The organism is Paenarthrobacter sp. CC6 (genome assembly GCF_040560085.1).
Classification (GTDB): Bacteria; Actinomycetota; Actinomycetes; order Actinomycetales; family Micrococcaceae; genus Arthrobacter; species Arthrobacter nicotinovorans.
In genome coordinates this window covers 76,140-91,326 of sequence record NZ_JARDAN010000011.1, presented here as the reverse complement: position 1 = coordinate 91,326, position 15,187 = coordinate 76,140, and the positions used below count along the sequence as shown (strand labels likewise).

The 15,187-nt window shown below is 64.0% G+C and carries 15 protein-coding genes; 13 read left to right on the top strand and 2 right to left on the bottom strand.

Going from position 1 to position 15,187, the window contains the following annotated elements:
* The first annotated feature begins 8 nt into the window (after nucleotides 1-8).
* From dprA to PV760_RS13455, 3 genes are all read left to right on the top strand, one after another.
* Nucleotides 9-917, top strand: coding sequence for a DNA-processing protein DprA (gene dprA / locus PV760_RS13465; RefSeq protein WP_069695258.1), 909 nt, complete (start codon nucleotides 9-11; stop codon nucleotides 915-917).
* Between the two features lie 579 nt (nucleotides 918-1,496).
* Entirely contained in the window at nucleotides 1,497-2,516 is a 1,020-nt protein-coding gene (locus PV760_RS13460; RefSeq protein ID WP_069695257.1) for a DUF4192 domain-containing protein, read from the top strand.
* A gap of 185 nt (nucleotides 2,517-2,701) precedes the next feature.
* Nucleotides 2,702-2,848 (top strand): hypothetical protein, encoded by a 147-nt coding sequence (locus tag PV760_RS13455; RefSeq protein WP_170828538.1) that lies wholly within the window; start codon nucleotides 2,702-2,704, stop codon nucleotides 2,846-2,848.
* Nucleotides 2,849-3,057: 209 nt separating this feature from the next.
* Here the strand turns inward: PV760_RS13455 and PV760_RS13450 are convergent, their stop codons facing one another.
* Nucleotides 3,058-3,285: a hypothetical protein gene (locus tag PV760_RS13450; RefSeq protein ID WP_069695256.1), complete on the bottom strand. Its 228-nt coding sequence runs from the start codon at nucleotides 3,283-3,285 to the stop codon at nucleotides 3,058-3,060.
* Nucleotides 3,286-3,834: 549 nt separating this feature from the next.
* Here PV760_RS13450 and PV760_RS13445 point away from each other — a divergent pair.
* The 9 genes from PV760_RS13445 (at nucleotide 3,835) to PV760_RS13405 (ending at nucleotide 9,333) form a co-directional block, all read left to right on the top strand.
* Complete coding sequence (locus tag PV760_RS13445) at nucleotides 3,835-5,181, top strand: ParB/RepB/Spo0J family partition protein (RefSeq protein WP_354627989.1); 1,347 nt, start codon at nucleotides 3,835-3,837, stop codon at nucleotides 5,179-5,181.
* 276 nt (nucleotides 5,182-5,457) lie between these two features.
* Nucleotides 5,458-5,826 carry a hypothetical protein gene (locus tag PV760_RS13440; protein WP_285750122.1) on the top strand — a complete coding sequence of 123 codons (369 nt, stop codon included), beginning with the start codon at nucleotides 5,458-5,460 and terminating at the stop codon, nucleotides 5,824-5,826.
* Between the two features lie 444 nt (nucleotides 5,827-6,270).
* Nucleotides 6,271-6,552 (top strand): glutaredoxin family protein, encoded by a 282-nt coding sequence (locus PV760_RS13435; protein ID WP_354627987.1) that lies wholly within the window; start codon nucleotides 6,271-6,273, stop codon nucleotides 6,550-6,552.
* Nucleotides 6,552-6,827, top strand: a complete 276-nt coding sequence (locus tag PV760_RS13430) for a hypothetical protein (RefSeq protein ID WP_069695497.1) — start codon at nucleotides 6,552-6,554, stop codon at nucleotides 6,825-6,827. Before PV760_RS13435 ends, PV760_RS13430 begins: the two co-directional genes overlap by 1 nt.
* A 5-nt stretch (nucleotides 6,828-6,832) precedes the next feature.
* Nucleotides 6,833-7,690: a single-stranded DNA-binding protein gene (locus PV760_RS13425; RefSeq protein ID WP_069695498.1), complete on the top strand. Its 858-nt coding sequence runs from the start codon at nucleotides 6,833-6,835 to the stop codon at nucleotides 7,688-7,690.
* Between the two features lie 5 nt (nucleotides 7,691-7,695).
* A complete protein-coding gene (locus tag PV760_RS13420) occupies nucleotides 7,696-7,953 on the top strand; it encodes a ParB family protein (RefSeq protein WP_069695499.1) in 258 nt (85 codons plus the stop codon).
* Entirely contained in the window at nucleotides 7,950-8,540 is a 591-nt protein-coding gene (locus tag PV760_RS13415) for a thermonuclease family protein (protein WP_069695500.1), read from the top strand. The genes PV760_RS13420 and PV760_RS13415 overlap by 4 nt, the downstream gene beginning before the upstream one ends.
* Nucleotides 8,541-8,580: 40 nt before the next feature.
* Entirely contained in the window at nucleotides 8,581-8,841 is a 261-nt protein-coding gene (locus PV760_RS13410) for a chemotaxis protein (protein ID WP_069695501.1), read from the top strand.
* A gap of 93 nt (nucleotides 8,842-8,934) precedes the next feature.
* Nucleotides 8,935-9,333: a hypothetical protein gene (locus PV760_RS13405; protein WP_285750132.1), complete on the top strand. Its 399-nt coding sequence runs from the start codon at nucleotides 8,935-8,937 to the stop codon at nucleotides 9,331-9,333.
* Between the two features lie 60 nt (nucleotides 9,334-9,393).
* Here the strand turns inward: PV760_RS13405 and PV760_RS13400 are convergent, their stop codons facing one another.
* Nucleotides 9,394-9,810, bottom strand: a complete 417-nt coding sequence (locus tag PV760_RS13400; protein WP_354627986.1) for a hypothetical protein — start codon at nucleotides 9,808-9,810, stop codon at nucleotides 9,394-9,396.
* A 436-nt stretch (nucleotides 9,811-10,246) separates the two neighbouring features.
* Between PV760_RS13400 and mobF the strand changes: the two genes are divergently transcribed.
* The gene (gene mobF, locus PV760_RS13395) at nucleotides 10,247-14,854 is read left to right on the top strand and encodes a MobF family relaxase (protein WP_354628039.1); all 4,608 of its coding nucleotides are present in this window, start codon (nucleotides 10,247-10,249) and stop codon (nucleotides 14,852-14,854) included.
* Nucleotides 14,855-15,187 lie beyond the last annotated feature (333 nt).

Here is a 15,187-nt window from a genome sequence, read left to right as displayed (position 1 = left end):
CACACACCATGAACGACCGCATCGCACGCGCCGCCCTGACCCGACTGTTCGACCCGCAGGACGTCACCGGCCGCACCCTCGTCGGCACTCTCGGCGCCTACGCCGCCCTCCGCGTCGCTACCGGTGACCAGCCCGCCCACACCTTCCGGCACATCACCGACGTCGACCTCACCGAAGCGTTGAACCGCTGGGCACCCCGGCTGCCCGACGTCGACCCCGAGCGGGACCTCGCCGAGATCGAGCACCTCGGTGGCGGCTTCCTCATCCCCGGCGACGAGCACTGGCCGACCGGCCTCGATGATCTGCCTGATGCACCGTACGGGCTCTGGTACCGGGGAAACATCACCCACGGCATCCCGGCCCCGGAACGGTCCGTCGCGCTGACCGGGTCCCGGGATTCCACCAGCTACGGCGCGGCCGTGACCGGCGACATCGCCCACCAGCTGGCCCAACGCGGCATCTGCGTCATCTCAGGACTCGGCTACGGCATCGACGCCCACGCCCACCGCGCCGCCCTTGCCGGGTTCAGCGGCGACGGGGCCGCGACGATCGCCGTCGCCGCCGGCGGCCTTGACCGCGACTACCCGTCCGGGAACGCCGACCTCGCCGCGGCCATCCGGGCCAACGGCCTGACGGTGTCCGAACAGCCCCCGAGTACCGCGCCCACGCGCTACAGGTTCCTCCAGCGCGGCAGGATCATTGCGGCACTGGCGGGGGTGACCTGCGTCGTGGAGGCCCGGTGGCGTTCCGGCGCCCTGCACACAGCGCACCAGGCCGAGACCATCGCCCGGCATGTTGCGGCCGTCCCAGGCAGTGTGCACAGCGCGAACTCCGCAGGATGCCACCGGCTCCTGAGAGACGGCGGAGCAATCCTGGTCACTGACGCGGCCGAGATCAGCGAGCTTCTAGCGGCCTAACCTCCCGAATGGTGACCGGTCCGGTGACAGGGCCGGTCACCGCTGGCGGTCCGCCGTCGTGGCGGCTCTAGTGGGTGGTTGCCGGCGGCGGACCGCCGAGGCACAGCCTGCACTCGGGTCCTGTCTGTGGCGCGTGGCACCGGCCGCGATCCTCGCCTCGGGTGACCGCCGGGGTCGGGGGAGCGGCTCGCCAGGGCGAACCGGGAAAAGGGCGGCCACTCCGCTTCGCTCCGTGACCGGCTGTTAGGTCCAGGGCGCGCCGTCGCAGAGCTCCTGCACGCCCTGGCCCTGTCCTCGTCTGCGACGTTTTGGCTGCTGTCCTTCGGATTGTACGTGCCCGCTCCGGCCCGTCTAGCCCCTCCTTCGTCGGGGCCTGCGTGCCGTGAATTTCCCTGCGGCGCTCCTGCGTCGCTGATTTCCTCCGGGAATTTCACGTCCCTTGCCCCATGGGTAGACAGGCCTCCGTCGGGCACAGCTCCGCAAGCTTCGCCAGCAGCCAAAACAACGGCGGGGGAGAGGGGAGCTGGCCACTCACCACGAGCGCCCCACCCACCGAATCCTCAGCAAAGGACTTGAATCTTGACCAACGAACTCCGCATCAGCAGCCCTGCCGATATCCTCAGCTTCGTCCCTCACACCCTCGGGTTCGCACCCCGGGAGTCCTTCGTGTTCATCACCATGCGTGGGAACATGCTCGGCGCGACACTGCGTGTCGACGCCCCCACGGACACCAATGCGGCAGGTTTCGCCCGGGCCATGGCCGACTATCTCGCACTGGACACCGTAGCGAACGCTGCCGTGCTGGCCGTCTACACCGACCAGCCCGCCAGTGTCGGGGCGCCCCGCCCGTTCAACGAGCACATCGAGGCGATCGTCGAAACACTCGACGCCGCAGGAATGCCGCTCAAAGATGCATGGCTGGTCACTTCCGAGCACTGGAAGAACCTGCTGTGCGATGACCTGAGGTGCTGCCCCATCGAGTCCTTGGACTCCATCACGGACGGACACCTGAACGCCGAAATGATCTACCGTGGCAGCAGCTACAAAGACGCCCCCGGCACCACCTTCGCCCCGTTCAACGGACCGGCCGACACCGCCGAACAGATCGAACATGCAGGGCACGTGCTGCAGTACAGCGAGGAGATCAACGCCCGCGAACTGTGGAACCAGACCATCGAACAGGGCCGACCGGTCAGCCCGGAAACCGCAGTGCAGCTGCTGGCATGCTTCCAGTTTGCGAGCCTGCGGGACACCCTGATGTGCAACATCATCGAACCCGAACGAATCGACGCCGACGGCAGCGGATACTTGCTCCTCGGCGACGGCATCGCCCCGGATTGGGCCCGGGTGGACCGAGCCGAGAAAGCGGCCCAGGAACTGATCACCGCAGCCCCGGAAGGGTACCGGGCGCCGCTGCTGACCGTGATCGGCTGGCTCTACTACCTCAAGGGTCAATCATCTGTCGCCGCGGAGCACTTTACCGCCGCGCTGGAAGACGTCCCCGGGTACCGGCTCGCTGAACTCATGGAAGAAATCATCGGCCAAGGCAGGATCGCCCCAGTCGCCGCCGAGGAGGCCACAGCCTACAAGAAACGCTAACCATGAAGGGGCCGGGACCGGCATCGGTTCCGGCCCACAGGCGCGTCGGCGGCCTCCCCCGCTGGCGCTCCTCCGGCCGCCGATCAACGCTGACGCGGGCGAAGCAACACGGCAAACGCAAGAGACCGGGCCGTCGGGCTACAGTGGAAGAACCATACCGTCCACGAATGCCAGGGAGCAGCCACATGAGCCACGACTTCGTCCTTACCGAAGAAGATGCCCCCTCCGGCAATACTCATGCCGAAGACATCCTGGAACTGAGCATGCTCACCGCGGAACCCAATGCCACCGTCGTGGACATCTCTTGGGAGAAAAACCCACAAGACCTCTAACCCCCTGCAGCGATGACGCTGCGCCACGATTTTCCTTTTGCTGAGGGAAAACAGGAAGAGCCGGCACCATAATGGTGCCGGCTCTTCCGCCATCTCAGGACGGGGCGTCCCACCGGCCACGCGCCCCGCCTGGGTGCATCGATACCCATGGCTTCCGGCAAAATTTCAACGGACGGACTGCATGGTGGTGGAAACCGTCAAGCCAACAGTCACTCGCCTGGTTGTTTGGCCAACTCGCGCCACAGCACCGCGGCAGCCAGGGCGTTTAGCCCGGTGATAAACAGATCCCCCGCCGCAGGCCGTCCGATGAACAAATCGATGGCCACCAGCACGAGCGAGGCAGCTGCGGCGATGGTGAACAGCACCGCCAGAAGACGGAACCACCTAAGCCCGCGATGACCCCGGTCGGTTCCGGGCAGCGGTGCCGGATCAGTCATGCCCCAACCCTACTCAGGAGCCGAGATCCTGCTCGCAAGGCTCGCACCCTTTCGGGCGGCCACTCCGCTTCGCTCCGTGACCGGCTGTTAGGTCCAGGGCGCGCCGTCGCAGAGCTCCTGCACGCCCTGGCCCTGTCCTCGTCTGCGACGTTTTGGCTGCTGTCCTTCGGATTGTACGTGCCCGCTCCGGCCCGTCTAGCCCCTCCTTCGTCGGGGCCTGCGGTGCAGGAAATGTCCCTGCGGCGCTCCTGCGTCGCTGATTTCCTCCGGGAATTTCACGTCCCTTGCCCCATGGGTAGACAGGCCTCCGTCGGGCACAGCTCCGCAAGCTTCGCCAGCAGCCAAAACAACGGCGGGGGAGAGGGGAGCTGGCCACTCACCACGAGCGCCCCACCCACCGACAAACAACGAGGCGACGGGGAAGCCCGTCGGTCAGCCCGCACCCCACCCCCGACGCTTGACAAGACATAGAAGCATCGGGGGAGGAACCCAATCAGCTGGCCGGGTCACACCCCTCCCTCACCAATCCTCTGCAAAGGACACACAACCATGAACGCAACACCCACGCTCGAAATGCTCGACCCCACCACCCTGACCGTGGACACCAACGTCCGAAAAGAAGCCGGACTCACCAAAGAGTTCGTAGCCAGCATCAAAGAACACGGCGTGCTCGTGCCCGTCGTCGCCCACCGGACCGAGGACGGAACCGTGCATGTCCTGATGGGGCAGCGCCGCACCCTCGGAGCCATAGAGGCCGGGGCAGCGAGCATTCCCGTGCTCGTCGGGGCCACCCCCGAGGAAGCGGAACGACTCGCCACGCAGGTAGTCGAGAACGACCACCGCAGCGAACTCACTGACGGCGACCGCGCCGAAGCCTTCCACCAAATGGCACTGCTGGGAGTGAGTGCCAGCGTCATCGCCCGGAAGATGGGAGCCAAGAAAGCAGTGGTGGAAACCGCGCTGAAGGTCAAAGCGAACGCCACCGCTGCCCAGGCACTGGACCAAGGCCTGACACTGGAACAGTCAGCAGTGATCGAGGAATTCGCCGACGACGCCGACGCCGTGGCCACGCTCGAACGCCTCGCCACTGAGAACCCCGGCAACTTCGCCCACCGGGCGCAGCGGCTCCGCGACGAGCGCAAGAACAACGCCCTGCTCGCCGAAGCCTGCGCCGAGGCTGCCGCTAAAGGCCTCACCGTGCTGGAACAAGACCCCAGCTACTACGAGTACAAGGGAGCCGCCGCCCTGATCTCCGCACTGACCACCCACGAGGGCGAACGCCTCAGCGAGACGGACGCGGATGCGGTATACATCGGCATCGGATACAGCGGCTTGATGACAAGGTTCGCCGTCGCGGACTGGAAGGAACGTGGACTGCGGAAGGACGGCAAAGCCCCGGCAGGAGGCATGACCGAGGAGGAAAAGGCCGCACGCCGGGAGGTCATCGAAAACAATAAAGCCATGGACTCTGCCGAGGTGGTACGCAGGGAATTCGTCAAAACCCTGCTGGCACGCAAGGCCCTGCCAAAGAACGCCCAGAAGTTCATCGCCCACACCATTGCCTACGCCAGCTACATCCTGACCAAGGCCCTGAACAAGACCGAACTCACGGCCGAACTGCTGGGCACCGGCACCGGGTATGGCGAGTTCACAGCCTACGTGGACAAGCCCACCATCAAACCCGAAACGGTCACCCTCGCCATGATGATCACCGCCTACGAGGCAAACATCGACCGCACGAGCTGGCGGAGTAGCAACAGCAGTAACCGCTACTACCTCACCCAGCTCACGGCATGGGGATACGAAGCCAGCGACGTTGAAAAGATCATCCTCACCGACCCCAAGACGGAAACTGAGGAAACCACGGAAAGCGCGGACGAACCCGAAGCCGCCTAGACCCCTAGCCGGGCGGAACCCCCACCGCCCGGCAAGGCCCCCGGCCACTCACCGCGAGTAGGGCCGGGAACCTCCCAAACGTCGGGCGGTCCGCCGCCCAGGGCGAACCACAGCAGCCAATCACCAGCGACGGACCGCCGTTCAACGCCACCAGGCACACGCCCACCAAAAGCCGCGCAGCCCCGGCTGCCTGGCTACTCCATCGACTCACCACCGAGAAATTTTTGTCAGAGGCCACCGCTAGGCTCATCTCATGGCACCACGACAGGAGTCACCTTGACCAAGCCACCAATCCCCGACAACCCCATCACCGACTTCATGAACAGCGACTTCAGCGGCGCCTTCGACTGGTCACTGCCGGCAATGATGCTGATCAGCACTGCACTAGTCGCGGTTTACGTTGGTGCGGCCGTGGCCATCCGAGGAAGAAACCAGGCATCACTACGGGCTCCCAAGGCGACGGACGTCGCTTTCGGCCTGGCGATCGCGACGCCCCTCAGCGGCTTGCTTGTCTTAGGCCGCAGCGGACTCGGCGGGGGACTCATCATTGGAGGGTTCGCTCTGGTCATTGGACTAACCCTCTGGGGCACTGCGCACCGCACTCCAAGCGAAAACCAGCCGGGGAACACCGGAAGAGTCCGCTAGACTGAACCACAGATTTCCTTTTGCAGAGGGAAAATAGGAAGGGCCGGCACTTACAGTGCCGGCCCTTCACCCTTTAACAGCACATGCCAGCAACCTTCCCCATGGGCCAAGCCAACCCGCAGCCTGCCCACCACCCGCTGGGGAACAATTCTTTTCAGGCGGGACCACACACTCGGAAATTCGGAATCACCTGACACAGGCACAAGAACCCCATGCCCAGGGCAGCTCCTAAAGACACCGGGGGAGTCGCACCGGACTACTACCCGCAATCTTCCCAAACTCCCCAGACGCCCTAATCCCCAGAAAATCACTACCAAAAGCAGGTAAAAAACGCCTAGAAATAAGGGTAAAAGCCTTTAAATCCGATTGGATAAAAGCTAGAATAGTAGTAGCAAGTCAGCCAGACGAACCTAACCAAAACTGATACGAAACGCAGGACTGAAAATGACTTCCTTAATCACCGATTACACGGTCTACACCAAGCCCGGTTGCCCGAACTGCGACCGCACCATGGAGTACTTCGATTCCAATGGCGTCACCTACACGCCCGTGGACTTCACCGAAGTGCCGGAAGCGCTGGAGTACATCACCCAAGAGCTTGGCTACTCCCAGGCACCCGTCATCGTGAACAACTCCGATGACCAGGACCACTGGTCCGGCCTCCGCCCTGACAAGCTCGTCCACGCCGCCATGACCCACACGACTGCAAGCCGCAAGGAGGCATAATGAACGCCACGCCCATCACCGCCGAGACCATCGCCCTGATTCTGGGCGACCATGGTATTCCCGCGGAACTGCACGCCGATCCCGAAATCCAGGCTGCCGCATACGGGCTTGCGTTCCTGAACTCCCCGGCCACTCCCGCCGAGGGACGCTTCTACGGCGCCTCAACCGTTTTCTACGACGAGGAAGACGAAAGCAGGTACGAGGTCAGCAACCGAGATCTCCTTGAAGAGCAGCTCACCGCCCGGCTGAGCGTCCGCATCGCCGAACTCGGGTGAGGACCATGACCACCCCGCACCCGGTGGACGGGTTCAAAATCAGCCCGCGGATCCCGTTGGAGGTGGACCTGTTCCGGGAAACCAACCCCAGCGGCAGGATCTACCCCGACGCCAAGGAAGAACCTTTCGCCGGCTACTACGGCATCCCTTCCAGCATCGAGGATGACCGCTACCTTGCAGCGATAAGTAGGGCCCCGATAGGGGAGGGCGGGCTCTGGGACGAGTACGCCGCGGACCAGCACCAGCCCAACGACCTCACCCACGATGAACCGGGTGGGACCGAACCTCAGAACGAAACCAGCACACACACCGAGAACACCAACAGCGCACGAGGAAAAGGAATCATCATGGCCGGCGAAACCACCATTACTGTCATTGGAAACCTGACATCGGACCCCGAGTTGCGGTTCACCCCATCGGGTTCGGCGGTAGCGAATTTCACGATCGCTTCAACGCCCAGGACCTTCGACCGTCAGTCTAACGAGTGGAAGGACGGGGAGACGCTTTTCCTCCGTGCGAGTGTGTGGCGGGAGGCAGCTGAGAACGTCGCCGAGTCCCTGACCAAGGGCACTCGCGTCATCGTTTCCGGCAGGCTGAAGTCCCGGTCCTACGAGACCAAAGAGGGCGAAAAGCGCACCGTGATAGAGCTTGAGGTAGACGAGATCGGTCCGAGCTTGCGGTACGCGAACGCGAAAGTGAACCGCACCCAGCGCACCAACCAGGGCGCAGGAAACGGTGGAGGTTTCGGCAACCAGCCTAGCAGCGCACAACCCGCCCAGCAGGACGACCCTTGGGCCGCGAACCCGTCAGCCAACGCTGGCTCATCCTGGGGCAACGGCCCCGACTCCGAACCCCCGTTCTAATACCCATGAAGCCGAGTGAGAAGAAGGGGCCCTACTTCACTGAAGAGGACCTGAAGCAGATCCGGGCAGCGGTTCAAGCGGTCGGGCAGCTCGAGGGGTATGTGTCCATTTCGGATTTCGTTGAAGCAGCCGCACGTCGGGAGCTGCGACGGTTGCAGCGCAAGTACAACGACGGCCGGAAATGGCCGGGTGTTGAAGCTGGGGAACTCCGCCCGGGGCGACGGACCCGCGCCGAAACAGCAGCAAAGGAGGATCACTCATGACCGGCACCCAGTACACGGGCCGGCTGCTTCTCGGCAGCGTTCTGGCCGTTCTTGCCCTGACCGGCTGCACGGCCCAGGGCGGACCGCAGGTCGTTCCTGCCGGTGGCCCGGCACCGCTGCACGAGGTGCCCTGCGATGCGACGGGCACGGCGGCGCGGCCGCCGGCACTTCAGGCCACGGCCAGCGGCCCGTACCTCGTGGAGAGTGTTGTCGATGGGGACACGATCCGAATCAGCTGCAACGGCATCAGCACCCGCGTCAGGCTTGTTGGCCTCAACGCCCCGGAAAGCGTCAAAGGAGACGCGCCGGTGGAGTGCGGCGGACCGGAAGCGTCCACCTACCTGCACTCACTCCTGGACGGACAGCAAGTGTTCCTGGCAGCGGATCCCGCCCAGGGAGTGCGCGACAAGTACGACCGGCTTCTTGCCTACGTCTGGTCCACCGACGGCACCCTGGCCAACCGCACCATCCTTGAACAAGGTCACGCCGAAGCTACCGGCTACGGCAAATCCTTCGCCTACAGTGGGGACTTCACTAGGACCGCCGAGCAAGCCAAGGAGAGCAAGGCGGGCCGATGGGCCTGCTGAGATCACCGGAAGCACGCCAGCGAGTTGTCAGGGGACCATCATGGCCGTCGTTCTGATCTTCTTCGCAACGTTCGCGGCTGTTGCCCTGGGCGGCTGGATCATCTACGCCCTCACGCACCCGGTGGCCGCCGGTCAAGGGATCCTGATCTTCCTCTGCAAGGCGGCCGGGGTCATTGCGTTGATCACGGCCGTGGTGGCCTGGCTCGGTCAGAGTCTGCTCCAGGCAGTGCCGCCGGCGGTGTTCATGGTTGCCTTCTTCGTCGCCGCGAACCGGCTTGAACGCCGCTGGCGGCGCTGGTGATCCAGTCGTGTCCATGCGCGGGACGAGGCCCGGTTCTGGTCCAAGGTCATGAAAGGGCCGCGGGAGAACGACTGCTGGCTTTGGGTTCGAGCTGTGGCCGATGACGGGTACGGCCGGTTCACTCTCAACAGCAACGGACGAACGCGGGCCGTCCGTCCGCATCGCTTCGCCTTTCATCTGGCATACGGCGTCGAGCTGGACGGATTCGGTCCGCTGATGCACCACTGCGATATCCCGCTGTGCGTCCGCGCGAGGACGACGGCAGATACGCATCTGAGTGTGGGCGATGCCAGAGTCAACATGCTCGATCGTCAAGCCAAGGGACGTGACACGAACGGTTCAGGATTCCGATGGCGCGGGCTGGCCCGCCGGCAGTTCGCTGAACGGTCCAAAGCACTGCGTGATGAAGTCCGCGAACATGGCTGGGATAGGGAGGAACGGGTGCGGGCACTGCTGGCCGGTCTCGATCCTGACGCCCCGACGCTCTTCTAAAACCGGTGATGCCCCCGGCCTGCAGGCCGGGGGCATCACCCTGTCATCAGCTATCCGCCCTCAGGCAGCGGCGTGTTGGCTCTCACGGTCAGCCGCGTCCGGTGCTGCTGGACTGTTGCTCTCCGTGGGTGCCTTCTTTTCGTCCTCACTGAGGAGGTCGAGGAGTCGCTTCAACTCAGCGGCGCTGAGTCCCAGGCGCGCGGAGACACCGGCCTTCGGTTCGCCCGAATCGAGCATGGCACGAACTGTCCTCGCGGCACCGCGGACTGCGTCCTGCGCGTCCTCTTCGGCTTTCGCCAGGAGAACATCGGCCTTCTTCCGGGCATCGGCTCGGACGAGCTCGGCTTGTTCCTGACGCTGGAAGAAATCCGCTGCCAGCTCAATCAACTTCTCGTGCCGTTCTGTCAGTTCCTTTGCCTTGGCCAGTGCCTTCTCGCGGGCAGCCTGCTGCTGCGCTGACTTGCGTGGTGTTGCCATGATGTGGGTCCCTCCCCTAGGTAGTCCTTCACACAAACCTAACGGCTAGCACCGGTTCTGGTGGCCAGGCACGCGCCGCCCGCCTTAACGGTCCTCGCTGACGCTCGGGCTGGCCAGGCCAGGCTTGTCCACACGTGGACAGCTCCGAGATAAGGGCGGTCTCTCCGCTGACCACCAGGGGATAAGCCTGGCTGCGGTTCAACACAATCGAACGAACCGTGGATAACGGAAAAGCGTGTTACCCACCGCCCATTCTCATGTGCAGAACCGCATCAAAACCTTGATGGCCCGATCTTACCCGTCTTTGATCTTTTCCATCGATCCCCGCTCGCAAGCTCCCATCAGACGATTCCAAAAATCAAAGACGACCAATATCTGTCACACCTCATGCATCATCGATGGGTGGGGCCGTTTCGCGGGTATGCTGGGTGTCGTGATGACCGTGCACAAGCTCAGTGCCGGCGACGGATATACGTACTACACACGTGAGGTCGCCAGCGGTGATGAGCTGCGTGCGAAGGGCCGCGAGCTGGGTGATTACTACACGGTGGACGGCAACCCTCCAGGGCAATGGGGCGGGTCCGGCGTGCAGCATTTGGGTGTTTCCGGTGACGTCACCGAGGCGCACATGGCGGCCTTGTTTGGACTGGGATTACATCCCAACGCGGAGAAGATGCTTGCCGATGACCCGACATCAGATGTCGCTTTGGGTCAGAAGTACCGGCAAGCGAATCAGAAGGACAACGAACTGCAGGCGCGGATCAACCGGGCCACGGGAGACTACCAGCGCCTGAACCATCGCGAGCCGGACGCGGATAACCGTCGGCTGATCCGCACGAAAGAGGGCGCCCAGTACTTCCGTGAACTCAACGGCCGGAACCCTGCTGACAAGGAAGAGCTGGGTAAGTTCATCACCGCCCAGACCAAACCGGCTGCGCAGACCGTTGCCGGATATGACCTTGTTTTCGCTCCCGCGAAATCAGCATCTGTTCTGTGGGCCATTGGCGGTGCCGACGCCCGCAAACAGATCGAGGCCGCACATAACGAGGCCATCGAAGAGACCATGGAGTACCTCGAAGAGGAAGCCACGTTTACTCGACGCGGCCGCAACGGTGTTCGCCAAGAGGACGTCGATGGCGGCCTGATTTACACCAAGTTCCGCCACTACGACTCCCGCACCGGGGATCCGCAACTGCACGATCACATTGTGGTGTCCAACAAGGTCCTCGGTGCCGATGGCAAGTGGTCCAGCCTCGACGGTCGGCTGCTGTACCAATTCAATGTGGCCGCATCGGAGATGTACAACAGGGTTGTCATGGAGAAGATCTGTGCACGCCTGGGTGTCGGCCTGACCGAACGCAAAGTCAACGGCGACCGCCCTGTCACCGAGATCGCCGGCGTCGATGTAGCCGCCATCGAAGCAGCGTCCTCACGACGGGAAGGCATCAAACCTGTCATTGATGAACTGACAAAAGAGTTCACTGAGAAGCACGGATACGCACCCAACAAGAAGCAGCTGATTGCCCTGGCCCAACAGGCAACACTGGACACCCGACCGGCCAAGAAGGAAGCCAGGCAGCTCTCCGCACTGGTGGAAGAGTGGACGACCGAACTAGGCGCTCTGCCCGGCGTTGTCACCGGCCCGGCCGCTGTCGAACAAGCACGCAAGCATCGCCATGATGCACGCGAACAGTCCGAAAAGGACCGGCCCTCATGGATGGTCGCCCACGCCGATGAGCTCGACCCGGCTCTCGAAGCACAAGGTGTCATTGAACGGCTCGAACGCAGCCGTGGGGTCTGGGGAGAGCACCACATCAGGGCCGAAGCAACCAGGCGACTGGGTTCCAGGCTCGGGGAAATGCCCATCCCGCAGGCGCTTCTTGAACAGGTCACCGCGCGTGCGACAGATCAGTTCTCCCTCCGCATCACCCCCGAAACACCCGCCCCTGACATTGAGGCCTTGCGCCTGTCCAACGGCGGATCCAAGTACGGCAAACCACACTCCACCCTGTACACCTCTGCCGGGATCCTCCACAGCGAAGACCGGCTCCTGACAGCGGCGCAAAGCGTTGTCATTCCTGCCGCGACGGTCGATTCATTCGATGCTGCGTTGGCCCTGCAAGAGAAGACATTCGACGCCGGGCAGCTGCGCATGGCCCAGGAGTTCGCGTGCAGCGACCGCCTGCTGCTGGTCGGCGTGGGGCCGGCCGGTGCCGGCAAGACAACGGCACTCAAGCTTGCAGCTGACACCATCCGGGAAGCCGGCGGTCGGGTGTTCGGACTCGCGCCTACTGCCGTGGCCGCGGCTGTGATGGGCACTGAACTGGGAGCCACAGCGACCACCATTGACTCGTTCGTGCTCGCCCACAAAACAGGGGCGGCGGACGAGAAAACCACCCCGCGACCGGGGGACGTCATCATCATCGATGAGGCCGGGATGGTCGGCACGGAACTGTTCGCCTCAGCCGTGACCATCGCCGAACAGCACGGCGCGGTCGTGCGCGCACTCGGGGATGACCAGCAGCTTTCCGCCGTAGGCTCCGGTGGCGCGCTGCGGCTGTTGAAGAACACCGTCGGGGCTGTTCACCTGGAAGACCTGCACCGGTTCCGGAACGCTGACGGCACCCCGAACGAGGCAGAAGCGGAAGCCACCCTGGCCCTGCGCGAACCATCCCTTAACGGCGTTGATGACCCGTGGACCTTCTACCGGGAGAACCGCCGCGTCGTCGGCGGCGACGCCGAAACCATGACCTCCCAGGTCTTCGAGGCATGGCAGAAAGACACCAACGCCGGCCACCACGCCATCATGATGGCCTTCGACAATGCCACCGTCACCGAACTGAACGCCCGCGCCCAGGCCTACCGGATCGCCACCGGAGAACTGGACTCCACCACCCCTGCAGCCATGCTCCGTGACGGACTGACCGCCCGCGCAGGGGACATCATCGTCACCCGGGAGAACAACCGCAGGCTCTCCACCAACAGGGGCAAGGACTTCGTCAAGAACAACGACGTCTGGAATGTTCTCAGTGCCCACGAGGATGGATCCTTGACCGTCCGGCACCATAGCCACCAAGGAACTATCACTCTTCCCTCCGACTATGTGCGCGGGAACACGATGCTCGGATACGCGGCAACCATCCACCGCACCCAGGGCGTCACGTGCGACACCGTCCACGCCCTGATCAGCTCGGGACTGTCCCGCGCCCTGGCTTACGTCGCCGCGTCCCGCGGCCGATACTCCAACAAGCTCTACGGCATCGTGGGCGAGGGAGAGACCATGGAGGATGTCCTGACGGCCGTGGCCGCCAACCATGACGGGAACCTCACCGCTCACGAACAGATGGACGCCGCCCGCGCCCAGGCGCGCTCTCTGCCGGACATGTCCGAGCAGTACAGGGACATCGATGCGCAAGCCAACGAGCTGCGCATGGCGAACATCGCCCGCCGTGAACTCGGCGAAGGCGTCGCAGGGACGTTCACCAAGTCCACCGCCTGGGGAGCAGTCGCCACGCACCTGCGCGCGGCCGAGAACGAAGGATTCAACCTCGTCCACCTCCTTAGGGACAGCGTCAACGGGGAAGACTTCGGCGCATCCGCGGATCCCGCGGCTGTTCTGGCGTGGCGGGTTGAGGACCGCCTTGACCGGTGGCGTTCACGCGCAGCCGATCCCGGCCGCCGGCCGCTGGAATCAATGACCGATGAGGCACTTGAACGGCTGGACCGCAGGGCCACCGGGGAGCTGATGCGCGCCAAAGCCGAAGCAGCGCGCACACCAGGTGTGGAGACCCCGGACCGGAAGGACCTTGCCCGCAACTGGAAGACCGAAGGGAAAGAAACGCCGTGGCAGCGACGCCTGCACGGCCACCTCAGCGACGACGACCTCGCCACACGGCTGAGCGCAGCGCAGCAGCAAGGACTTACGGACACGAACATCAACGACCTCGCGGCCACGCGTAAAAACCAGTGGCTGACATCTTCACTGCATAATGAACAATCGCTCCGCGAACTGATGCACCCGGAGGCCCGGGCCGATGAAGCCTACGAACGAGGTGCGGTAAGCAACTACCGCCGGGACGAGAACGCCCCCAAGATCGAAGCCGCCATCCAGGTCCACCGCAGGATCCGCGCCGAAATCGAACTACGCCGCCAACTGCCCTCCACCGTCGGTACCGACGCGGCAGCTGACCGGTTGCCGGCATGGATGGCACCAGCTGATGTCGCGATCCACGAGGACACCCCGGCCTTGTGGCGGAAGGAACTCCTCGAGCGCCGGGAAACCATGGCCACCGAAGTCAGCCGCCTCGGTGCCCAGCTCGCGGCCGAGCCTCCGAATTGGGCAGCTGCCCTCGGACCGGTGCCGTCCGATCCTGCCCGGCAGGAGCAGTGGCGGCAGCTCGCAGTGGAGATCTCCACCTACCGTGACATGTACAGGATCCCGGCCAGCGAAGCTGCCCCCGTACCTATGGACCACCAAGACAAGGGTCTCGGTTCGGAACTGACCGCGCGCGTCACCGCCATGCACAAGTACACGGCGCAAACGCACAAGGAGCCGCTGTCCGCCGCCGACGCGTCACTCATGGCCGAGGCCGCGCACGTCGAAGCAGTCGTGAAGGAAACACCAACCCCTGCCGAGGAAGTCGTGGACTACCTGCAGCAGGTACGCGGCGCGGAAGCGCAGCTGAGCCCCGCACAGGAACACGCCGAACGGCTGGCCGAACTCGCCCGCAAGGTCCGTCAAAACCGGGCAGAACGACACGGTGTCGACTCCGAGGCACGCAGCCCGGAAGCTGTCCAGGAAGCCTTGGACCAGCTCAAAGCCCGGCGAGAACAGGAAAAGAAGCCACCGGGGACGACAGAGGGGGACTTCGCTAAGAAGTTGGCCGCACGACGCGCGGCGCAGCCCACAACCTCCGCCCCGTCCGTTGTTGAGAAACTCCGCCAAGAACAAGCCGAAGCCAAAGCCGCCGAAGAACGCCGCCGACGGGACCAGCCAGGTCCGGGCACCGGTCCCGAACAGGGCCCCCGCGGCCCACGCCTATAGGCTAGCTTGACTGGCCGGCAGGCCCGGCAGTCGTCAAAGGAGAGCATGGGACGTTTCGCCGGAGGGAAGCGCGGAAACGGCTGCATACCCTGTACGTCGCACTCCCGGACCCGCGTGTTTGTCGATGAAAGCTTCCGCCGCGCAAGGAACAGCTACGGCGAACGGCCCGTTCTCACCATGAGCGGAGTCACGACCCCAAAGAGTCACTACGGCGACCCTTGCGGTTACCTGCACCTCAAGGAGGTAATAGACCTGACCTCGGGCGAGAAATTCGCAACGAGGATCCGCCGCCTCGCCTCGCCTCAGCATTAAGCGGGAGCGGCTCACGCGTTG